General features: G+C 33.0%; 22 protein-coding genes. 1 reads left to right on the top strand and 21 read right to left on the bottom strand.

From position 1 onward, the window contains the following. Positions 1–6 precede the first annotated feature (6 nt). From BN2409_RS08845 to BN2409_RS08820, 6 genes are all read right to left on the bottom strand, one after another. Entirely contained in the window at positions 7–969 is a 963-nt protein-coding gene (locus tag BN2409_RS08845; protein WP_053956291.1) for a DNA adenine methylase, read from the bottom strand. A gap of 90 nt (positions 970–1,059) precedes the next feature. Continuing rightward, complete coding sequence (locus BN2409_RS08840; protein ID WP_053956290.1) at positions 1,060–1,797, bottom strand: BRO family protein; 738 nt, start codon at positions 1,795–1,797, stop codon at positions 1,060–1,062. Between the two features lie 84 nt (positions 1,798–1,881). Further along, a complete protein-coding gene (locus tag BN2409_RS08835) occupies positions 1,882–3,075 on the bottom strand; it encodes a hypothetical protein (protein ID WP_053956289.1) in 1,194 nt (397 codons plus the stop codon). Next, positions 3,072–3,353 (bottom strand): DUF4314 domain-containing protein, encoded by a 282-nt coding sequence (locus BN2409_RS08830; protein ID WP_053956288.1) that lies wholly within the window; start codon positions 3,351–3,353, stop codon positions 3,072–3,074. Before BN2409_RS08830 ends, BN2409_RS08835 begins: the two co-directional genes overlap by 4 nt. 1 nt (position 3,354) lies before the next feature. After that, positions 3,355–5,013, bottom strand: a complete 1,659-nt coding sequence (locus BN2409_RS08825) for an antirestriction protein ArdA (protein WP_053956287.1) — start codon at positions 5,011–5,013, stop codon at positions 3,355–3,357. 66 nt (positions 5,014–5,079) lie between these two features. Next, entirely contained in the window at positions 5,080–5,586 is a 507-nt protein-coding gene (locus BN2409_RS08820; RefSeq protein WP_053956286.1) for an SLOG family protein, read from the bottom strand. 103 nt (positions 5,587–5,689) lie between these two features. Here BN2409_RS08820 and BN2409_RS08815 point away from each other — a divergent pair, with 103 nt between their 5' ends. After that, positions 5,690–5,929: a helix-turn-helix domain-containing protein gene (locus BN2409_RS08815; RefSeq protein WP_242847938.1), complete on the top strand. Its 240-nt coding sequence runs from the start codon at positions 5,690–5,692 to the stop codon at positions 5,927–5,929. A gap of 38 nt (positions 5,930–5,967) precedes the next feature. On the opposite strand, the gene BN2409_RS08810 is transcribed toward BN2409_RS08815, so the two are convergent. The 15 genes from BN2409_RS08810 to rapZ all read right to left on the bottom strand — a co-directional run bounded on the left by BN2409_RS08810 (position 5,968) and on the right by rapZ (position 23,715). Next, a complete protein-coding gene (locus BN2409_RS08810) occupies positions 5,968–6,657 on the bottom strand; it encodes a hypothetical protein (RefSeq protein ID WP_199872983.1) in 690 nt (229 codons plus the stop codon). 108 nt (positions 6,658–6,765) lie between these two features. Further along, complete coding sequence (locus tag BN2409_RS17515) at positions 6,766–7,860, bottom strand: hypothetical protein (RefSeq protein ID WP_242847937.1); 1,095 nt, start codon at positions 7,858–7,860, stop codon at positions 6,766–6,768. Between the two features lie 302 nt (positions 7,861–8,162). Further along, positions 8,163–9,536: a 23S rRNA (uracil(1939)-C(5))-methyltransferase RlmD gene (gene rlmD / locus BN2409_RS08800; RefSeq protein WP_053957690.1), complete on the bottom strand. Its 1,374-nt coding sequence runs from the start codon at positions 9,534–9,536 to the stop codon at positions 8,163–8,165. Positions 9,537–9,864: 328 nt separating this feature from the next. Beyond that, the gene (locus BN2409_RS08795; RefSeq protein WP_053956284.1) at positions 9,865–10,281 is read right to left on the bottom strand and encodes an acyl-CoA thioesterase; all 417 of its coding nucleotides are present in this window, start codon (positions 10,279–10,281) and stop codon (positions 9,865–9,867) included. A gap of 52 nt (positions 10,282–10,333) precedes the next feature. Then, positions 10,334–12,091, bottom strand: a complete 1,758-nt coding sequence (gene pyk, locus BN2409_RS08790; protein WP_053956283.1) for a pyruvate kinase — start codon at positions 12,089–12,091, stop codon at positions 10,334–10,336. A gap of 16 nt (positions 12,092–12,107) precedes the next feature. Then, complete coding sequence (gene pfkA / locus BN2409_RS08785; RefSeq protein ID WP_053956282.1) at positions 12,108–13,070, bottom strand: 6-phosphofructokinase; 963 nt, start codon at positions 13,068–13,070, stop codon at positions 12,108–12,110. A gap of 92 nt (positions 13,071–13,162) precedes the next feature. Further along, complete coding sequence (locus tag BN2409_RS08780; protein WP_053956281.1) at positions 13,163–13,342, bottom strand: hypothetical protein; 180 nt, start codon at positions 13,340–13,342, stop codon at positions 13,163–13,165. A gap of 124 nt (positions 13,343–13,466) precedes the next feature. Next, positions 13,467–16,943, bottom strand: coding sequence for a DNA polymerase III subunit alpha (locus tag BN2409_RS08775; protein ID WP_053956280.1), 3,477 nt, complete (start codon positions 16,941–16,943; stop codon positions 13,467–13,469). A gap of 13 nt (positions 16,944–16,956) precedes the next feature. Continuing rightward, positions 16,957–18,255 (bottom strand): DRTGG domain-containing protein, encoded by a 1,299-nt coding sequence (locus tag BN2409_RS08770; RefSeq protein ID WP_053956279.1) that lies wholly within the window; start codon positions 18,253–18,255, stop codon positions 16,957–16,959. A 79-nt stretch (positions 18,256–18,334) separates the two neighbouring features. Further along, positions 18,335–19,405 carry an HD-GYP domain-containing protein gene (locus tag BN2409_RS08765; RefSeq protein WP_053956278.1) on the bottom strand — a complete coding sequence of 357 codons (1,071 nt, stop codon included), beginning with the start codon at positions 19,403–19,405 and terminating at the stop codon, positions 18,335–18,337. Between the two features lie 154 nt (positions 19,406–19,559). Then, complete coding sequence (locus tag BN2409_RS08760) at positions 19,560–19,826, bottom strand: HPr family phosphocarrier protein (protein WP_053956277.1); 267 nt, start codon at positions 19,824–19,826, stop codon at positions 19,560–19,562. Then, on the bottom strand, positions 19,823–20,785 hold the full coding sequence (whiA, locus tag BN2409_RS08755) for a DNA-binding protein WhiA (RefSeq protein WP_053957689.1): 963 nt from the start codon (positions 20,783–20,785) through the stop codon (positions 19,823–19,825). Before whiA ends, BN2409_RS08760 begins: the two co-directional genes overlap by 4 nt. A 199-nt stretch (positions 20,786–20,984) precedes the next feature. After that, a complete protein-coding gene (locus BN2409_RS08750; protein ID WP_053956276.1) occupies positions 20,985–21,407 on the bottom strand; it encodes an NUDIX hydrolase in 423 nt (140 codons plus the stop codon). A gap of 104 nt (positions 21,408–21,511) precedes the next feature. Beyond that, positions 21,512–22,843 carry a gluconeogenesis factor YvcK family protein gene (locus BN2409_RS08745; RefSeq protein WP_053956275.1) on the bottom strand — a complete coding sequence of 444 codons (1,332 nt, stop codon included), beginning with the start codon at positions 22,841–22,843 and terminating at the stop codon, positions 21,512–21,514. Positions 22,844–22,857: 14 nt separating this feature from the next. Then, a complete protein-coding gene (gene rapZ, locus BN2409_RS08740) occupies positions 22,858–23,715 on the bottom strand; it encodes an RNase adapter RapZ (protein ID WP_053956274.1) in 858 nt (285 codons plus the stop codon). Positions 23,716–23,719: the final 4 nt, after the last annotated feature.

Genomic DNA, 23,719 nt, shown 5'->3' with positions numbered 1-23,719 from the left:
TTCCTCCTAATCCTCTTTTAAGTAATATTCAAACTGTTCGTCCTCTTCCTGCAAATTAGAGAAAAGGTTCATTTGAAAGCTCAAGTCCTCCATAATCATCTTCTTTGGATCATAATTTGTAATAATTAATTCACTGTACTCCGCACCTCCTTCATAACGCTGAGCCAAATTATTGATACGAACAGCAGAGCGAATATAAAAATTCTTATAAAGTTCTCTAATGTACTCGCAATCGTTATATGACACCATCCATAATCCCTTGCACTCTGAAAGCGTATCTCGAAGTCTTACATGGTTCTCTTTTGCAAATCCCACAGCATAATGCCCTTCTGTTCCAAAATAAGGCGGATCGCAATAGATGAATGCACCCTCTCTGTCATACTGCTTGATTAAGTCCTCAAAGTCCTTGTTCTCTATGACAACATCTTTTAATCTTTCAGAGGCTTCCCATATAATTCTGAAACACTTTCGGATGTCACAGGGTTGACCTCCAAAGGATGTTGTACTGCTGCCATAGCTGTACTTGATAAGCTTGAAAAAAGCTGCTGCTCTTTTTACTTCGTATAGCTCTGTTTTCTTTTCATATAGAAGTTTCATTTCTTCAGCAGATGGTGGAGCAATATATTTTTCTGCCAGTTTCAGTTCCTCAGCCATATATGCGTCAGTAAACTCTTCCTGCTCAATAAAATTTCTAAAAACTCCAAATTCATCTCTTGAACACAGAGGTAAGAATCCAATTTCTTTTAAAAAAGCAAGTGGACGTTCTTTCACACATAAAAAAAGGTTTACAAGATTTGAATTAAAATCGTTGTAAACCTCCATACAGTTTTTTCTCTGTCTTTTCCCGAAAAGTACCCAACCACCACCACCAAATACTTCTATATATCGAGTATGTTTTTTGGGAAACAGCTTATATAATAACTTCCTTAGAGCCTTTTTTCCGCCAATCCATGAAATAAAGCTATTCACTTTTCTACCACCTTCTTTCTGAAAAACAAAAAAAGGCCAACTGCTTTACTGCATTTGCAGTGAAACAATCAGCCTTTTAGTCTGCGGTAATCATATAATCTCACACTCAATAAGCAGTTTCATAAAATACTGTCTGCCTTTTGGAGTGATGAGGGTTTGTGTGCCACTGTGTCCGTTTCTGCAAAACTCTTTGATTTCAAAAAGTCCGCTATGAACAAATGGCTGCATTGGGTGAATGACTTGCTTTGTGTCACGGAACACAAACTTTTTATCAAGCAGAAATTGGGTGAATCTCATTGGTTTAATACCAAGTTCCTTTGCGGTAGTTCGGAAATTAACAAGCAATTTGTTATCCACCAAGGTGTCAAAGTAATCTGCTTTGGGTTCTAAAGTGTCAATTTCATCTTTCAGTCTTTCATTTTCTTCCGCTACCTTTAACATCTGTCTTAAAAACACCGCCAAGTTTTCGGGATTATGGAAAATATCATCAAGCTTTGCTTTGGTGATATATCCACCATAGGCTCTAATAGAGGGGAGGACTTCAGAAGTTACCCAACGCTTAAACTTCTTAGCGGTAGGTAGTTTACTGGAGAGAATAAGGGAATAAAGACCACTTTCATTAATAAGAGTTCCTTTTGTTCCGTTGACGGTGAACGTTTCGTTCACCGTCCTATCATCCTCGTCAACATGATCTCGGATTGCCTTTTGGGGATTGCTATATTTTAAAATTTGTGCTACATCTTTTCCCACAAACCAAGGTTCACCATCAATGAGCAAGGTTCTTATCTGCCCAAATTTCTCATTTTCAAAAATCTTTAGTTCATGCATTCACATTCTTCCTTTCCGTACAAACAAAAAAGGCCGGCAAGTTGATGCTTTCACATCTTCCTGTCGGCCGTTATTGCTTTATATTCATTTCATTTCCATTGTCATGGTTGATTTGTTTTGTTCCATCTGCATAGAGAGTGTCACTCCAGAGAAAGGCACTAACATTCCATAGGGTGTTTTCTCCACGCCGTTTTTCTGCATCAATGCCGTTCCGTACCCATCAGTAGAAAGATAGAAAAGCAAGTCATCTTTTAAAGTCATATCAATATCTTTAAGCATTTTTATTGCATATTCCGATGAAGTTTCACATCCACACTCCAAGGTGAATTCACTTAGATATTCCGTAACCTCTAATGCAGTATGCAGATTGAATTTATCCAGTGTAGTCAGCATTGCTTTGTATTTAGGAATATCACCACAAGCTTTCATTGTTTCAATTTTTCTTGCAAGTTCATTGAGAGTGTATAAGTCACTCATATCATAAAACTCTTCTTCAAGCTGTGGTATGGTGCTTTCATACTCATAAAACACACATTCTTGTAGGGTGCTTGCCCCAACTTTCTTTACAGCTGTTATAATGTTCGTATCATTTACCGGCAGTGTAAGAGTTACAGTATGTTCATCATTTGGAATATCTCCTATGGGTGCTTTGGCAATCTCTAATCGAAACACATAATCTTTGGGCTGAGGAACAGGGAAGTTTTCGTTATACAGCTGTTTCAGTTCTTCATTTAAGACCACATAGCCCCTACCGCAATAAATGCCTTTTTCTTGTTCCCGCATTTCTTTACCCACTTTTTCACAGTCGATATGGGAAAGTAACCAATCTGCTTTTTCCATTGGAAGATTATCAAGCTGTGGTACAAACTCATTATCAATATAAAAATTCCCAAGTTCCTTATCATTAAGAACGGGGATACAGTGCATATCTATTTCATTTAGATTAATTGCTATATTAATAAGTTCACTTACCGTTACCGTATCATTTTTACAGGCAAGAACCGTCAAGGCTTCAAATCGCTGTTGGTCAACTTCATCAAAATTTTCCACTAACGCTGAAAAATGATTGAGTTCATACAGACTGCAAGGCTCCAGTTCTTTTTCGGCAAGTATGTCATATTCCATCAAACATTCCGCAGAAATAACCTTGCTGTCTTCAGATGTACTGTGTATTTTTTCTAAGCAGTCCTCCATTTGTTCAAAAGTGGCAGGGAGTTCTATGTTTGCATATATCTTTCCGCCTTTATCGCAGAGTTCTGCTTGCATTACTTTTTTCATAGGCTCATTCCTCCCATCTTAGGTGAATCCATTGTTTGTTCCTCCTGTGGTCTTGAAATCACCTTGAAACTATCTTCACCTATTACCACACCGAGGGAACGACCATTATCCCACTTCATATGCAGAGTTCCCATATCGTCAACTGAAGTTACTTCCCCTTGTGTACCCGGCGGTACAGGTGAATACAGATCTGACATACTAAGCAGTTCTAATCTCGTACCAACGGGATATTGCAGTTTAATTCTTTCAACTTGTGCCTGTGTCGGATACCCTCTCATTTTACATCCCTCCAAATTTCATTTCATGATTTTGCTGTTTTATTCCCATTTCCTCAGCCGTCTGTAAACTCCAGTTTTTTGCTCTCCAAAAGCTGACGTATACTTCTTTACCATTGCATTTAATCTCTCGTTGCTCAAAACCTTCGCCCCAACCGTCACTCGCTTGACCTGTGATTTCATCCTTTATTTTGGCAAGTTCATTGTCATCAAGGGGAGCATTTAGTATAAGATTGGCTACACCCATCAACTGACCATTTATCTCTTCTACAGAGAAATCATATCTTTTTACCTTTGCATTGATGCTGTCCTGTTCGCTGTAGTATTTCATTAATCCACGTTCCGTTTCTTCTGGCAAAGCATTTTTTTCAATCGCTTGCATAATTTCGTCCTTATATTCCGCCAGTTCATCGGGGTAAACCTCAATTTCATAGTCTACTTGATAAAGGTCACCATAGTTATTTTCATCATAATATGTGGTCGCACGAAGTGGCATATAGAGCTTTAATTCCTGTGAGTCTTGCTTTGGAATTTCTATTCCAAGGTGCTCCGATAAAACCTGTGCAAGCTCTGCATTATAACCATGATAGATAATGTATCCTTTTTCGGTAAATGCACCGTTTTGGTTTGCAATTTTCTGCTGTCCATATCCCTTAAAGTCTATATATTCTTCAAGGTTTTCGTCATACTCAAAATGACCGCTGTCGCAGATTATGTACTTTCCGTATTCTTCAGCAGTATGGATATTAGGGAAGAGTTCAAACTCATACATACTATAGAGTAGTGCTTTTACGTCCTTTTGATTATTTGGCTTAACAAATTCCATCAGCTTTTCAAAATAGCTTTCTTCTTGTGTGCCAATCTCTCGAAACTTACTTGCAAAGTAATTAATATCATCCATATTTTCGCATAGTGGTTTTTCGGAAGTTATGATATCAAGCATTCTGTCTGAAAAGTGGTCACTTGTAAGGCTTAGACTGCATTCTGAAAGGGAATTTGCATCCAATCTCAGCAAGGCATATTCTATTTGCATTTGAGTACAAGGCAGATAGAGAGATTGACTGTATCCGTCTTTTCCGACTTCTAACTCTGCAATTTCATCTTGCCAATGATACAGGGGAAAGTGCATTCCGTCATAAATTGTCTGTATAGGGTTTTTGTTTTGATAAAGTATTCCGTAAGGAGTAACCCTTGGCTTTTGGTTTTGAGCAAGCAGTTGTTCAAAATACGCTCTGCCGTAAAAGCTTTGCAATTCTTTCTCACTGACTGCTCCTTGCTCTGTTAGGTACATTCTCTTGCCTACTGCATCAAGGTCGCTGAAATCGGCTACAAGGCTGTAACAGTGCGTGTTAAAAGAAATATTGATGAGTTCTGCTGTTGTTTCTGCTTTTTCTGAGTATGCCACTGCATAAAATGTCTGCAATTCATCATTATCGAAACTGTCCAATCTTTTCATTAGGTAATCTAATTCATCAATGTTGCAAGCCTTATCTTTCAGAAAAGTCGATAGCCTTTCATCGGATATATCCTTAATAATACAGTTTGGTTCTGTGCTTGGCACGATTTCTAAGCCAAGACAAACTTTTTCAAAATCCTCAGCTTTCCAAGGAAACCATAAGGTTTCGACTTTTTCGTTTATAGGGTTCTTAATTGTAATTCTCAAATTCATTCCTCCATTTCATGTTTCTGACATTAAAAATGAGCCACCTTTTAAAGTGGCTCACATTTGCTAGTTTTCATATAGGTTTGTAATTTGCAGATTTTTTTGTTCGGCATATTTTACGGTATATGCTGTACCGCCTTTACCTCCATCATAGTAACATATCATTTTACTGCTATGGTCCACCATGTATCGGTTTCTTTGGTTATAACAACCTGGGCGATAATATGTATTCAGCATTAACGCTTCATCACACTGTTCAAGTATGTCATAATACTTGTCCCGATTTGTTTCATCCCAATTTTTTGCTTGTTCTTCGAATGGTATCACAGCAATTAGTGTTATCGCTTTTGGATCATTCGGTTTGATAACCTTTCTTCGCTTTAGCACAACATCTGCACATAGTAAGTCGAATCCATAACACGCTCCGAAGTAGAATGTGTTTGCTCCATTTGCAATTGCCTCATCGATTTCTTCCCATAGTCTTACCTTAAGTTTTTCAATCTGCTCTTTGCTTTGCGGTAGTTTTTCACTCCGATGACCGCTAAAGCATAGAGCGTTTTCTTTTTTCTGCATAGTTTTATGCCTCCTTTATAATACTATATATATAGTATCTATTTATATGTATATAGTCAATACGTAATGTTGCATATAGAATAGATATAGAGAGGTGGTTAATATGAACAACAACTCAATCTTTGAAATTAGGGATTATGGAAAAGTTAGCTTTCATGTAAAAGAAATCATGGACAGCAAAGATATGACCAGAAGCAAGCTTGCTAAACTTGCTAATATTCGTTTTGAAGTAGCCGACAAATGGTACAACGGAAATATTGAGCGTATGGATATTGATGTCCTCACTCGCATCTGCTTTGTTTTGGATTGCAAGATTTCCGATTTGATGACCTATACAAAGTAAATCTCGTTGATACAGAGTCTGTTTTTTACAGGCTCTTTTTATTTGCAGATGCTCAATATGTCTTGCCCGTACTTGGCAAGGAGTACGGCATGAACAATTACTTGAAAGGTTCTCTCATCAATAAGGCTTTCATCGGCGATTTCATTTAGCTTAATATATTCTTTTCCTGTAGATATTGTCTTTGCGGTTTGATAGACAGCATATCTGCTTGTATCAATCCCTTTTAAATGGATTGATTTAAAATCAACCTTGGTTAAATAAATATGTGGGTTAGACCATTCCCATAGTTCATCATCCGCTGTAAGCAAAAACAGAGTGGCAAGAAATTGATTGTCAATTTTCTTTACCACTCTGTTTTTCATTTTAATAATATTTTCAAATCGCTGTCGGTGACTGCTGTCGCAAAAGAAATCGCCATTAAACTCTGAAACCAATTGACTCAATCGTTTTTTGAGATTATATGCTCTGAAGTCTTTAAACGTATTTCTTACTATGTTTTCATAACATACTGCGTTGGCTTTTAATCTTTCAGATAAAACTAGGTACTTGCTTTCATCATTCTTGCATTTTGGATATTCAGTGCAAAACCTACAGGCAACATTTTCTTCGGTAAACGGAAACCCTTTTAATACAATTAATCCTTTCCCTCGCTTACTAAAGTTTGGCACAAGCATCATCATCTGCTCAAACTCCTGTAACCTTGTACCGTACATAAATAATTTTGACATTCTTATCATTTCCTTTCTTTTTGTTTTTGGGCATAAAAATAAGGCTAAGTCTGTAGGTCTTAAGTTGACCTAAGGCTTAGCCTTATAAATTAAATTGATAATAAACCATTATATTTTTTCTAGCATCTCATTGAATAAAATCTTATATTTCGGAGCTAAAGATACTAATGTGAGTTTATACCATAACTCTTCACTCATATCTATATTTTCTATGCACCATATTTTATAATGTTCATCCTTTGTTTCAGTATAGTAGTCAATGGAAATATCTGAATTAGAACATCCGTTATGTTTTTGCTTATATTTCTCTGTGCTATACTCATTTTTTATAAAATCAATATGTCTAAAAGATTTTCTGTTTGGGTAATATTTTCCGTGAACAAAAGTTGTTAATACAAACTTAGGCTTATAAGCTTCTGCAATGTTTGGAAGTTGCTCTACCTCAATATGCCAAAACTCTTCATCAAGAATAGTATCATAATCCCGCTTAATGACCATCAATAATTTGTTAAATGTTTCAGGATCATAGTGAACAGTAATATTCTTTGCTCTTTCTAATCTAGTTTGCGAAAAAAGAAATGATGGACCATAGAATTTTTCAAAAAATTCATAATGACAAATATCAGCTTTATCAAGTTCTATAGCTAATCGTTCATCTAATCGAAAAAGGAGATCTGCTTTGCTTATATCAACACCATCTTGCATAATTCTGAACACAGCAGGAATGGGTTCCCCTGCATGGAGAGGTTTTCTATCTATATATAAATTGTAAAGATAATATTTATTATCAAAAACAAAACCACTTTGCCGAAAATCAATATTTTCTACCTTGGTTAAATGATAATCATTGGTTGGATAAAAAAACTTTTCTTCTGTAACAATTATATTAAAATCCCACTCTGAATACCTATTCCCATCTAATACATAACAAACTAAGGCACATGCAAGTATTTCATCATCAATATGTATATCTTTAGGTAATGATGTCTGCTTTGTTACAATGTTATATCTTTGCATATCATCTAATTTAATTGGAACAGCATAAGCAAGGATAGCCTGTGCAACAAATAGATATGAGGGATTTGAAATATCACTAGCCAAGTATTGCAGAATGGTTTCTTGGGATATTCCACTTCTTTCTATGAGTTGTTTTGTTTCATTTACTAGCGGTTTAAGGTAATTTTGAGTTCCATTCCATTTCATTCCTCCGAAATGCCTATATAAAGCGAACGTCAAATGACAAACATAATAACTTATGCTACGATATGCATCTAATGACAATATTTCTAATAGTAATTGGTCCATTATACAAGAGCCCTCCTTACCAATTCGATTTATAATCATGTGCCTAGTTTTTCGCTAATCATACTCAAATCTTTAATTTTCCTAAAAACTGACTATGTCATCTATATTTTCACCATTTTTTAAGGCTCAAAAACGGCACTTTTTTGCCCATTTTCAAGCCTCAAAATCGCTCCAAAACCACAACATGTTGTGGTCAAAGTTTACTTTTTGCCCTCTGAACCACATTTCGTCATCATTATTATCGTTTCAACGTGCCCCGTATGAGGGAACATATCTACAGGTTGTACCTCCATAGTCTTATATCCATTCTCATCTAAATATTTTAAATCTCTTGCTAGAGTTGAAGGATTACAAGATACATAAACAATTTTTTCAGGATTCATCTTTACAATAGTATCTAATACCTTTTCATCGCAGCCCTTTCTTGGTGGGTCTACTACTACTACATCAGCTAGAATCCCTTCTTTATAAAGCCTTGGAACAACCTCTTCTGCTGCTCCTGCAAAAAACTCTACATTCTCCACATCATTTAATTTTGCATTTTCCTTTGCATCTTCTATGGCCTGTGGTACAATTTCTATTCCATATACCTTTTTTGCCTTTTGTGCTAAAAATAATGAAATAGTTCCAATTCCACAATAAATATCGTAAACTACCTCTTCTCCTGATAGTGATGCATATTCTAATGCTTTTTCATACAATACCTTTGTTTGAATAGGATTTACTTGAAAAAATGACAAAGGTGATATATTAAATTTTAATGTTCCAATTGTATCTATAATTTTTTCTTCTCCGTACAATGTGATACATTCTCTTCCTAATACTACATTTCCCTTTTTAGAATTAATATTTTGTACAATACTTTTTATATTTGGAACTTCTTCTAAAAGATTTTCAATCAATATATCTTTTTTAGGAAGCTCTCTACCATTTGTAACAATTACAACCATTATATCTTTTGTAGAAAAAGCAACCTTCGTTACAATGTGTCTTATAATTCCTTTTCCACTTTTTTCATTATAATTAGGTACATTATAATTGTTTATATAATCTCTTATAACTTTTATAATTTTTGCATTCATCTCATCTTGTATATAGCAATTATGTAGATCTATAATATTATGACTCTTTTTTTGATAAAATCCTATCTGGACTTGTCCATCTTTCATACCTACAGGAAATTGTGCTTTGTTTCGATAAGCATAAGGATGATCCATTCCAATTGTATCATGAATGATTGCATCTTTGATTTTTCCGATTCTTTCAATATTTGCTTTCACTTTATTTGTTTTTAATTGTAGCTGCATAGAATAATCTATATTTTGAATCTGACATCCTCCACATTTTCTAGTATATTCACACATAGGATGGATTCTAAAAGGAGATGGCTTTACTAATTTTATAATTTTTCCTATGGCATAATTTTTTTTGACTACTTCTATTTTAGCCTTCACTTCATCCTCTATTACTGCCCCATCTACAAAAACAGTAAATCCATCTACTCTTCCTATTCCTTCTCCATTTTCTCCTATATCATGTATCAGCACATCATAAACCTGACCTTTTTTTACTATGTTTTCCATACTCAAAACTCCTTATATTCTTCTTTATCAAATATTATAAAGTATCTTTATGTTTTTTCAAGCCATAAAGTAAATCCTATTTTCCAAATTTGAAAATTTAGTGACGTTTTTTATGACTGTATCTACAATTTCCTATTTTCTTAAAATCTCTTTTCTCTTTTCAAAAAAAATAGACACCACTTTGGTGCCTTCAAGATAATAATAGAATCAGTTAGCCTATAATACAAAAGTCTCATTATAGATTATAATACATATTTTTAAATATTATACTATAAATTTTACTATATTGGATAAAATATTTAATATTTCGTAAAAATTCCTATTCTAAACAAGCAGAAAGCATCTCCCAAACTTCTGGATGGGCTTTTTTAAAATTCATAGGTTTTAAATTTTTATCTACAAATGCATGAATAGTTGTTCCTTGTGCTAATACTTCATTGTCTACTTTTCGAATCACTTCATAATAAAACTCTATTCTTACACCTTTAAGCTTTTCTATACGAGTCCTTATATAAAGCTCGTCATCATATTTAGCAGATGATTTGTAAATACATCTACTTTCTATGACGGGTAGGATTACCCCTTCTTGTTCAAGCTTTGCATAAGTATACCCTAAAGAACGAAAAAAAGAAGATCTTCCTACTTCAAACCAAGTATAATAATTTCCATGATAGGCAACGCCCATTTGATCTGTTTCTTGATATCTTACTTGAACAGATGCGTCATTCGTATACACAAAATCATCCTTTCACAAAAGTAGCCAAGCTAAGCTTGGCTTCTCTTTGTTTTTACAATACATTAGCTCTTCCGCTATATACAAGTCCTCTAATTGTATCTACTGTAACAAGCATATTATCCTTTAATACTTTTGTAGCATTTTCTACTCCTACAATGACTGGTTTATGTAGATGGAGTCCTACAATAGCAGCATGAGAAGTAAGTCCCCCTTCTTCTGTAATCACTGCACAGCATTTTTCCATATATGGAATCATATCTTTATCGGTAGCAATGGTTACTAAAACATTTCCTTCCTTGAATTTCTCCTCAGCTTCTTTTGCATTACAAGCTACACATATATTTCCAATAGCCGATTGTTTTCCAATTCCCATACCTTGAGCCAAAATTTCTCCTGCAATATGTACCTTTATGGTATTGGTAGTTCCTGCTACTCCTACTGGCACTCCTGCTGTAATTACAACAAGATCTCCAGGTTTTATATATCCTGCCTCTAATGTTTTTTCAATAGATATGTCAAACACTTCATCTGTTGAATGTCCATCTTGCGTTTTTACAGGATAAGTTCCCCAAGTTAAAGCCATTTTTCTCATAACTTTTTCATTTGTCGTAGCTACAATAATAGGTGCTTTGGGTCTAAATTTAGATACCATTCTTGCCGTATATCCAGAAGCTGTAGCTGTAATAATTGCAGTGGCTCCCAAATCCTGAGCACTACTACAAGTTGCATGGCTTACTGCATCTGTAATACTTCTTTCTTTTCCTACTGATTTTTCTCTAAGTATAGCATGATAATCAATAGATTCTTCTGCTGTTTCTGCTATATTTGCCATTGTTTTAACTGCTTCTATTGGATATTTTCCAGCAGCCGTCTCCCCAGATAACATGATGGCATCTGTTCCATCAAAAATAGCATTTGCAACATCTGTAACTTCTGCTCTTGTAGGTCTTGGATTTCTCATCATAGAATCAAGCATTTGAGTAGCCGTAATAACTGGCTTTCCAACACTATTACATTCCTTGATAATCATCTTTTGAACAATTGGTACTCTTTCTGTAGGAATTTCAACTCCCATATCTCCTCTTGCCACCATGATTCCATCAGAAACCTCTATAACTTGATGAATATTTTCTACTCCTTCTTGATTTTCGATCTTGGAAATAATCAAAATATCATCTGCTTCATTTTCTTCTAATATTTTTCTAATCTCTAATACGTCTTGGGCTTTTCTCACAAAGGAAGCTGCAATAATGTCTATTCCATTTTTAATACCAAATAAGATATCATCTATATCCTTTTGTGTAATGGCAGGAAGATTGATTTTCACTCCTGGTACATTGATTCCTTTATGATTTTTCACAGCTCCTGAATTTTTAATGATACATTTTATATCTGTATCATCTATAATTTCTACTACTTCAAGACCTATCAATCCATCATCGATTAAGATGGTATCTCCTTTTTTTACATCTTGTGGAAGCCCTTTATATGTAATACTACCTATAGCTTCATCTCCAATGATCTCTCTTGTTGTTAATGTAAAATAATTATCTTCTTTTAAATAAACTTCTCCATCTTTAAAATTACCAGTTCTGATTTCTGGACCTTTTGTATCTAATAAAAGTGCAATAGGTAATCCTAATTCTTCTCTAACTTCTTTGATAGTATCAATTCTTACTTGATGTTCTTCATGGGTTCCATGGGAAAAATTAAGCCTTGCTACATTCATCCCTTTTCGGATAATTTCTTTTAATACTTCTTTTTTTTCACTTGCGGGACCTATGGTACAAACAATCTTTGTTTTTCTCATATATATTCCCCTCCAATTATCTAGATAGTATTTGAGCTAACTCATACATTCCTTTATTGATCTCTTTTTTCATAGAAAGAGCCTCTGATATATCCATATCAAAAATTTCATTGGCTTTCATTCCTACTACCCTACTACCTTTTCCTTGTAATAAAAGCTCTACTGCATATCCTCCCATTCTACTTGCCAATATTCTATCAAAAGCTGTAGGACTTCCACCTCTTTGTATATGACCAAGTATAGTAAGTCTTACCTCTATTCCTGCCTTTTCTTCAATTTCCTTTTTAATGTCATAGGAGTTTTCTGCTGCTCCCTCTGCAAAGAGAATAATACTATGTAATTTCCCTCTATTTTTGCCTTGAATCAGTTTTTTACACACTTCATCCACAGAAACTAGATCCTCTGGGATCATAATACTCTCTGCCCCTCCTGCAAGTCCAGCAAAAAGTGCAATATCTCCACAATGTCTTCCCATGACTTCAATAATATTAGCTCTTTCATGAGAAGTCGATGTATCTCTTATATTACTAATAGCATGAAGTACCGTATTGATAGCTGTATCAAACCCTATAGTATAATCTGTATATGCCAAATCATTATCAATCGTTCCTGGAATTCCAATGGTAGGAATCCCTGCTTGACTTAACCTTTCAGCTCCTCTAAAAGATCCATCTCCTCCGATCACTACAATTCCATCTATTCCAAAAACATTAATAACATTAATAGCTTTTTTAAAACCTTGCTCCGTCTTAAAATCTTCGCTTCTTGCAGTTCTAAGCATAGTTCCACCACGATGAATAATATCTGCTACAGAGGAAATATTCATATCCTCTATATCTCCATGAATTAATCCATCATATCCTCTTTTGATTCCTACTACTTTTAATCCATGATAAATTCCAGAACGTATTACAGCCCTAATGGCAGCATTCATTCCTGGTGAATCTCCTCCACTGGTAAGTACTCCTATTTTTTTCATTTTTCCCCTCCTCTTTATATGTTTTTAAGTATTTCCTATCTATTTGAGAAGGGAAAGTTCCTAAACCAGGTACTTTCCCTATGATTTTAATATTAAATATTTACCAATACTTCATGAGCTTCTTCTACTTCTCCACTAGGAACAAGTACTTCATATACTTTATCTTCTTTTCCTATTTGTTTAATTTTTACTAAAAATCCTTCTCCATCCAAAAGCCTTTTTATTTTTTGTACATCTTCTTTATTATGTGCCATATATACTACTGTCCACATATTCTGGACCTCCCTTTGGAGTATATTGATTTTGTTACTATTTTATTCTAATTTTGAGTAAATTTCAATATATAGAAATTATATTTTATCATTCTTGCAATATAATCTAAGTCAATATTCCATATTATTCTATTATTTTTACACATTCTTTTCCTAATAGTTCTTTTAATTCCCCAATCAAACCATCTTGTATATGAATCCATAAGGATGTATCTGCTTTTAATTTTTTATTTTCTTTTTCTATATAAATATAGACAGGAACCATACCCTTCCATTTTTTAAGGATATTTTTAATATTTTGAAAAACTTCTTTTTCATCCTTTTCCTTACTAATTTTTAAATATAGTTTCATGTTTTGTGCATATTCGTTTTTGACTAAAGGAAGAATTTTATTTGCAATAATTTTAGGTTCTTCATCTTCCTTCAAACTAATTTTTCCCTCTATCACAACGATTTGATCTTCTTGTAAAAAGCTCATATATTGATCAAATATTTTAGGAAAAACAAGGACTTCTATAGATCCAAATAAATCTTCTAATGTAATAAATGCCATCATATTGTTATTCTTTGTAATTTTATTTTTTCTATGAACAATTAATCCTGCAATTCTTATAAATCCTCCATCTTTTATTTTTTGATTTTGATTTTCATCTATTTCTAACAAATCTATCGTATGAAATGTTGAAATTTTTTTGACTTCTTGTTCATATTCAGATAAAGGATGTCCACTGATGTATAGTCCTAATACTTCCTTTTCCATCATCAAAAGATTTTTTTGCGGAAATTCAGCTACATCTGGAAGTTCATCTTTTTTTGCCCCTTGTGTAATAGCCGTATCAAAAGCTTGAAAAAATGATACTTGTCCTGCTATATTTCTTTTTCGATCTTGGTTAATTCCATCCATAACCTTTTCATAAATCGCCAGAAGTTGTGCTCGATTGGCTCCCATACCATCAAAGGCTCCAGATCTTATGAGGCTTTCTACAGCTCTTTTATTAATTTCTTTCATGTCTACTTTTTCACAAAAATCCGTAAAACTCAAATACTTTTCTTTTTCTTCTCTTGCTTTTACAATAGAATCTATTACACCCAATCCTACATTTTTTACTGCTAAAAGACCAAATCTGATTTTTCCATCTTCTACTGTGAAATTTTCTCTACTTTCATTGACACTAGGTGGTAAAATTTCTATATTTCTTTTTTTACAGTCCTCTATATATTGTGCAATTTTAGCACTATCTCCTATAACACTTGTCAGCAACGCTGCCATAAATTCTACAGGATAATAATATTTCAAATAGGCTGTTTCATAACCTAATACTGCATAAGCCGCGGCGTGAGATTTGTTGAAAGCGTACTTGGCGAAGTCAATCATATCATCATATATTTGATTTGCTATTTTTTCATCTACGCCATTTCTTATACATCCTACAATTTCTATATTTCCATTTTCATCTTCTTTTCCATAAATGAAATATTTTCTTTCCTCTTCCATGACTTCCATTTTCTTTTTACTCATAGCTCGACGTACCAAATCACTTCGTCCATAGGAGTATCCACCTAGTTCTCTTACAATCTGCATAACCTGTTCTTGATAAATCAAACATCCATAGGTTACATTTAAAATAGGTTCAAGCTTTGGATGAAGATATTGTATTTTTTCTGGATTATTTTTGTATTCTATATATTTAGGAATAGAATCCATAGGTCCTGGTCTATAAAGAGAGATACCCGCTACAATATCTTCAAAGCAATCTGGCTTTAATTCCTTCATAAATTGCCTCATACCAGCACTTTCAAGCTGAAACACTCCTAAAGTATCTCCTTTGCTAATAAGCTGATATACCTTTGGGTCTGTATAAGGCATACTTGAAAAATCTATCTCTACTTTATAATTCCTTTTGATGCTTTCTAATGCATCTCGAATCACTGTAAGATTTCTAAGACCTAAAAAGTCCATTTTGAGTAATCCTAACTCTTCTAGCGTACCCATTGTAAACTGGGTGGTAACCCCTTCATTATGAACATACAAAGGAACATACTCATCAATAGCTTTTTTAGATATCACTACTCCTGCTGCATGAGTAGATGCATGCCTTGGCATCCCCTCTACGGCTCTTGCTACATCTATCAAATATTTTGCCTTTTCATCTCTATTGTAAATATCTTTTAGTGATGGATTGATTTCAAGTCCCTTATCTATAGTTATTCCAGGCTGCATAGGAATTTGTTTTGCAATTGTATCTACTTCTCCATAAGAAATATTCATAGCACGTCCCACATCTCTTATAGCAGCTCTTGCAGCCATCGTTCCAAAGGTAATAATTTGTGCTACCTTTTCTTTTCCATATTTTCTTACTACATAATCTATAACCTCTTGTCTTCTTTCAAAGCAAAAGTCAATATCAATATCTGGCATAGTCACACGCTCAGGATTTAAAAACCTTTCAAAGATTAGATTATATTTGATAGGATCTATATCTGTAATTCCTAAAGTATAAGAGACAATACTTCCTGCAGCAGATCCTCTCCCTGGTCCTACCATAATATTGTTTTCTTTTGCATATCTTATAAAGTCCCATACGATTAAAAAATATTCCACATATCCCATGGTTTCTATAGTGTTTAATTCATATTCTAATCTTTCTTTTAATTTCTCTGTAATATTTTCATATCTTTTCTTTAAACCTTCTTTACAAAGCTTTCTCAAATACTCCTTAGCCGTATAGGATTGAGGAACTTCATAGTTTGGAAGATGCATCTGGTTAAAATCAAATTCCACATGACACAAATCTGCAATCTTTGCTGTATGATCTAGGGCTTCTTTTGCATAAGAAAACAATTCTTCCATCTCCTGTGGAGACTTTAGATAAAATTCAGGAGTTGGAAACTTCATTCGATCCTCATCCTCTAATGTCTTTGCTGTTTGAATACACAATAAAACATCATGAATAGGTGCATCTTCTTTTTTGAGATAATGAACATCATTAGTAGCCACTAGTGGAATACCTGTTTCACTGCTTAATCGAATAAGCTGTTCATTGACTATTTTTTGCTCTGATATCCCATGATCTTGAAGCTCTAAATAAAAATGATCTTCTCCAAATATTTCTTGTAATCTTTTTGCATGTTTTTTTGCTTCTTCATAATTATTGTCTAAAAGATGTTGCTGTACTTCTCCTGCCAGACAAGCACTAAGAGCAATAATTCCTTCACTGTATTTTTGGAGTACAGATAAATCTATACGAGGTTTATAGTAAAAACCTTCTACATAGCCCAATGATACAATCTTCATCAAATTTTGATAGCCTAATTGATTTTTAGCAAGAAGCACCAAATGCCCCATCCTTTTGTCTTTTATTGGATCTTTATCTTTCATAGTCCTACTGGCTGTATATACTTCACATCCTATAATAGGTTTGATTCCATGCTTTTTACACTCTTTATAAAAATCAATAACTCCAAACATAGACCCATGATCTGTAATGGCAATAGCTTTCATTCCTAATTCTTTTACTTTCTTGATCAGATCTTTAATACGAGTAGCGCCGTCTAATAAGCTATATTCTGTATGGACATGTAAATGAACAAAATCCCTCATAGCTTCCTCCTCTCTATCTTCTCAATAATTTTGCAGACATCATAGCCTTTGAAACAATTTCTCCATTATAATAAGCTGTCACTTCTACTTTATAAAATTTTCGACTAATATTGATAATATCTGCATGAATTTCTACCTTGCTTTCAATTTGTAAGGGTTTAATAAAATAAATCATAAAACTATCAATAATACTATCTAAACTTTTTTGCTTTCTTATAGCCATAGAACCTGCTGTAGACATAAGCATAACCAAAACTCCTGCACTAGCAATGCCTCTTTCATTAAGCATCATAGGAGTAATTTCTCCTGTTAATGAAATTCCAGTAGGTGTTTCCTCGATTTTTGATTGATTGATCAGCATATCTTCAAAGGGTTCTGCCATATGAGGCTGATTTCTCATGTTTTTGAGTCCCCGAATCACATCTTGACGAGTAATCACTCCTACAAGCTTTTTATTTTCTACTATAGGCACAAGCTTGATTCCTTCCCAAATCATAATATGAGAAATATATGCTACGGAAGTATTAGGAGCCACTGTAATAGGATTAGGTGTCATAACATCTATAATAGAAGTCTCTGCATTTACTCCTTCAATATCTCTTGGAGAGACCATTCCTATCACATATAAATTTTCATCTACCACTGGAAATCTTCTATGTCCAGTTTTTTTCATCGCTTTTTTCATATCACAAACTTTATCTTCTTCTTTCAGATAACATAAAGTACTGGGCATAATATCTTCTGTTAAAAGAATTTCTTTTTTTATCAGTCTCTCATGTAAAGCTCGATCAATCATAGTTGTTATAGTAAAAGTGTCATAGCTTGTTAAAAGAACTGGAAGTTTTTTTTCATTGGCTATTTTTTTTATTTCCTCTTTACAAGTAAACCCTCCAGTAATTAAAATAGCACATCCTTTATCTAATGCGAGTTTATGAGCATCTTCTCTATTTCCTACAATCAAAAGATCTCCTTTTGAAATATATTTTTCAATATCCCCTACATCCATAGCTCCTATGACAAATTTATTGACGATCTTATAAATTCCTTCATGTCCTCCTAATACTTGTCCTTCTACAATATTTAAAACTTCTGAAAAAGTTACCTTGTCAATGCTCTTTTTTTTCACTTTTTCTACTCTTATGGTTCCTACTCTAGGAATGGTGCTTACCAATTCATCTCTTTCTGCATCTTTAATAGCTTTGTATGCTGTTCCTTCACTTACATCTAAATCTTGTGCAATTTGTCTTACTGAAATTTTGCTTCCTATAGAAAGATTTTTTATATAATCAATAATCTGTTCATTTTTTGTCATATACATCACCTACCTCTATGCAACTATATATCTATTAAAAAAAGTATGAACTCATCATTCATACTTTATTATACCAAAACTATTCAAGTTTCTCTAACACCTCTATAATCATAATGGATGGATAATCTATTAAATTTAACTCCTTAAAAATATCATATTTTTCACCATCTACTCCATACATACATCTTATAGTGGGACGGTTTGGATATGTATGATCTACTTTTATAACAATTCCTTTTTCTCCTGTACTCAAAACAACCATCGTTCCTAAAGGATAGACTGCTACATGTGCAATAAATTTTTTTACAATTTCATAATCAAATTGATGTCCTCCCATAGAAACTAAATATTCTACAGCTTCATGAGGAAACATCTTCTTTTTATATACTCTATCAGAAGTTAGGGCATCATATACATCAGCTATAGAGACAATTCTAGCAAACTCATGAATTTCTTCCCCTTTTTTCCCTAACGGATAACCTTTCCCATCATATCTTTCATGATGAGTTAAAACAACGATAGCACTCAAACTACTAATATAATCATATCTTTTAATCATATCATACCCTAATTTAGAATGAGTTTTGATCCTTTTATATTCTTCCTCTGTCAGTTTGGCAGGTTTATTGAGTATTTCTTTTGGAATCCACACTTTTCCAATATCGTGTAGAATTGCTCCAACCCCTAATTTTTCTAATCTTTCTCTATTATATCCCATAGCTATTCCTGTAATCAAAGATAATACACACACATTTACAGAATGAGCAAAAGTATATTCATCTGCTGTTTTTATATCTGAAAGATTGAGAAGAATATCCCTATTTCCTAAAAGATCATCTAATAGATTACTAATTGTATGAAAGACTCCTTCCATTTGAGCATGTCTTCCCATATAAAGATCATTCATCGTCTCTCTAATCACTTTTTTTGCTTCAAATCTATTTTGCTCACAAATCACATCTTCAATTACAATGTCAGAAGTTTCTTCGGTCTCTATGTATACTTGGTTAATTCCTATTTCTCTAAGTTTTTGTATATAATTTTCTTTTAATTTTACACCTGCACTTAATAAAATTTGTCCATCTATATTTTGAAGAGTTTTTGCTAAAATCATTCCTGGCTTTATATATTCAATATTTACTTTAAACATAAGTTCCTCCAAATGTGAGATATACCAAATCATACTAATTATTTTATTCGCCAAAATGATACAAACTCCTTTAATTCATGATGATAATTATATAAACATTTCATAAATTTACAAAAATTTCACTAAAAAAAACTATTCCTCTTCGGAATAGTTTTTATAGGTTCTCTTTTGGATTTTGAAAAAAATCCTCAATAGCTTTTATAGCCTCTTCTTCATCAGGACCATCAATACTTACTGCAATACTTTCTCCTTTTAAAAGTCCTAATGCCATGATACACATAATACTTTTTGCATTTACTTTTTTATATTGTTGTTCTACAAAAATATCAGACATAAATTTATTGGCTAATTGCACAAACATCGCTGCTGGTCTTGCTCTTAATCCTTGTTCGTGCATGATAGATATTTCTTTCTTAATCATCTTATCTCCCCCTTACTTTCTTTTAGTTTTTCTGCAATTCTCTCAATTTTCCTCAATCTATGATTAACACCTGATTTTCCAACAGGAGGGTCTAGCATCTGTCCTAGTTCTTTAAGACTTGCTTCCTTATATTCAAGCCTTAACTGCGCAATTTCTCTAAGTCCTTCTGGAAGAGTTTTAAATCCTGCATGGGCTTGAATATATTCTATGTTCTCAATTTGCCTAACGGATGCATTTACAATTTTACTTAAATTTGCTGTTTCACAATTTACAATTCTATTCACATTATTTCTAACCTGCTTGACTACTCTTATATTTTCTAAATTTAATAAAGCAGAATGAGCTCCCATAATATTGAGAAGATCTACAATACAATCTCCTTCTTTTAAATAAATCACATAACTATTTTTACGCTGGACAATTTTAGCTCCTAGCTCAAAATCGTTAATAAGGTCTTTTAATCCTTGGCTATGCTCCTCACTGCTTGTTACAAACTCTAAGTGATAGGTTTTCTCAGGATCACTCACAGATCCTGCTCCTAAAAAAGCTCCTCTTAAATAAGCTCTTTTACAGCATTTGCTTTTAATCAATATATATGGTACATTATAATCTATATAAAGTTTGTCGTTATTTGTTTTTAAGATTCCTGCTTCTTTAAGGATATCGTTTGCCCCCAAATCACTACTAATCATCATCATATAGTGATTATTCTTTTTTAAAAGTTTGTTTTTTCTTACTCTTAATTCTGTATGCACACCAAAACATCTTTTTAAAAGAGTAAAAATTTTTCTCGCAACAGCCGCATTTTCAGTAACAATCTTAATATTCATCTTTTGAAATCCTACAAGCTGAATTGTACCACTCATACGAATCAAAGCAGATAGTTCTGCAATTTGGCAACAACGATTCTCTGGAATAATTCTTGCTAACTCATTTTTTGCTTGCATAGAAAATGACATATTCATCACCTACCCCTAAGAACAAAAGCTTTTAGGTACATTTTCCCTTATTTTAAAATTATACCATATTTCTATATTATAGCATATATTTAGAACAAAGTCTTTCTTCAAAAAATTATTCAGTAAACTTTGTTGAAATACATTAGAGAAATTATAAAAATAAAATTTGTATAATTTCATAAAAAAGAAAAAGACCTATTTATAATTGAAGGTCTTTTTGAATTTCTTTTATAGCCTTTTGAATAATCTGACTTTCATCATCATACTTGGCAATCTCTATGGCTCGATTCATGTGAACAAATCTAGCATCAATAAATCCTTCCTCTTTTAAAGGAGATGCATCCATACTTCTTGTTTTCATTAAATACCAATGAACCGTTTTATAAACCATTTCATTTGTGTCCCAACCATTTTTAAAAGAATAGTTTATTTTGTCAATATATTTTATAATTTCAGCTTTTACATGAGTTTCTTCATACACTTCTCGAATAGCTGCCCGATCAATGTCTTCATCTTCTTTTACTTTTCCTTTAGGAAGCACCCAATCTCCATTGTATTTACGTAAAAGAAGAATGGCATTGCCAAAAACAACTACACCACCAGAACTCATCTCTCTCTTCATGACTTCCACCCCTCGCTACATGAAAGAACTCCTTCGTTTTGTTCTCAATAAATATTTTGAGGATGTCATTGCTGGCATTTTTATTATTATACCACAAAAAATTATTATAACATATATTTTTTCTTCATATCTTCCTTTAATAAATAATAATCTACAATTCTTTTTTTATCTATTGTATATTTTTCTTTTAACACCATTTCAATAATCTTTTTAGAAAGTTTATCCGCATCATGTCGAATATAGCTTTTCCTAATGTCTACAAAAGATCCTTCTATCATTTGTATATTATTTTTTTTAAGGTAATCATAATCTTCTTTAGAAGGCTTTATAGGCATGGCTCCATCTAAAATATACTTTTTCAAAGTTTCTTTAGGTATTTCTTTATTATTTGCAAATACATAATCAATTTTGTCTAATTTTAAATGTTCTAAAATAGCCTCTATATGTTTTGCAACACTATATCCATCTGTTTCTCCTGGTTGAGTCATTACATTACTAATATAAACTTTCATTGCAGATGATTCTTTCATTGCTTTTTTTATATCTTCCACTAGTAAATTCGGAATAATACTTGTATATAAACTTCCTGGCCCTAAAACAATCACATCTGCATAAAGAATTTCCTCTACCGCATCCTTTAGTGCTGCTACATTAGATGGTTTGATAAAAACTTTTTCAACAGGACTTTCAAATTCTTTTGCCTTCAATGGAATCTGTGATTCTCCCTTAATAACTTTTCCATTTTTAAGTTTTGCATATAAAGTAATATTCTCTGTAGTTACAGGTAATACCTTTCCTGTAACTGCCAATACATCATTTATTTTTTTGATAGCTTCTTCAAAACCATCTGATATACCGTTCATAGCTGCAATCAAAAGATTCCCAAAGCTTTGGCCTTTTAATTGTCCTTCTGAAAAACGATATTGTAAAAGCTTTTCCATAATAGGCTCTGTATTAGCCAAAGCCAAAATACAGTTTCTAATATCTCCTGGAGGAAGCATTCCTAAATCTTCTCTTAAAACTCCTGAGCCTCCTCCATCATCTGCTACTGTAACGATTGCTGTTATGTTAGAAGTATATTTTTTAAGTCCCCTTAAAAGTACTGAAAGTCCTGTTCCTCCACCAATTACTACAACTCTAGGCCCTTTATTTAAAATCCTTTTTTCATACAACTTTTCATCAATTTTTTGTTGTTTGGATAAACTTGGAAAATCAAGTATTTTTAATATAGATAAAAATCCTCTCTTTACAGCAATAATTAAAAGAGTTCCTCCCCCCATAATAAAAAACAAAAAATATTTTAGTATTCCTTTCTCTATTAAAAAAGGATCTAAGAGAGGAAAAGTGCCAATAATCATAAAAGCAATCCCAATAATTCCTATAAAAATCCACCTTTTGATTTTGAGTCCCGGCTTAAGCCAGTCAAATAAATTCATCCCCCTCTACTCCCCTAACAATATACTGAATCTCTATGATTAATAATTACTCTATGTCCTTTTTCCTTTAGAGTTTCATATAATATATTTGCAATCGTCACAGATCTATGTTTTCCGCCTGTACAACCAATCCCGATTACCAATTGAGATTTTCCTTCTTTAATATAAAGAGGGATTAAAAAATCTACCATATCATTTAATTTTTCTACAAAAGCGATACTTTCTGGCCATTTCATTACATATTCTCGTACAGCTTTATCATTTCCTGTAAACTCTCGCAAAGTTTCTATATAATGAGGATTTGGTAAAAATCTTACATCAAATACTAAATCTGCATCTAATAAAATTCCCTTTTTAAATCCAAAAGACTGAATAAATATAGTAAGGTTGTCCGTCTTTACTCCTTCTATATACATTTTTTTAATTTCATCTTTGAGTTGATAGGAAGTAAGATTAGACGTATCTACAATATATTTTGCTTTTTCCTTTAACTTTGCAAGTCTTTCTCTTTCTTTACCAATTCCATCTATAATTCTACCTTGTGGACTTAGAGGATGCACCCTTTTTGTCTCTTTAAATCTTTTGATCAGTACTTGATCCGATGCTTCTAAAAATAATATTTCATAATTATATCCTTGATTTTTAAGAATATCTAAGCTTTCAAAAAGATCATTGAAAAATTTTCCACCTCTAATATCAATGACTAATGCAATTTTTTCAATTTCTCCTTGTGCATGAAAGCAAAGCTCTGTAAATTTAGGAATTAAAGCAGGTGGAAGATTGTCTACACAATAAAATCCCATATCTTCCATACTTTTCATAGCTTGACTTTTTCCTGCTCCAGATAAGCCTGTAATGATTACAAATTTCATAGCG

Origin of the sequence: Inediibacterium massiliense (assembly GCF_001282725.1) — a bacterium.
GTDB lineage: Bacteria > Bacillota > Clostridia > Peptostreptococcales > Thermotaleaceae > Anaerophilus > Anaerophilus massiliensis.
Note: the sequence above shows the minus strand (reverse complement) of the source record. Positions and strands in the feature narration are given on the sequence as shown.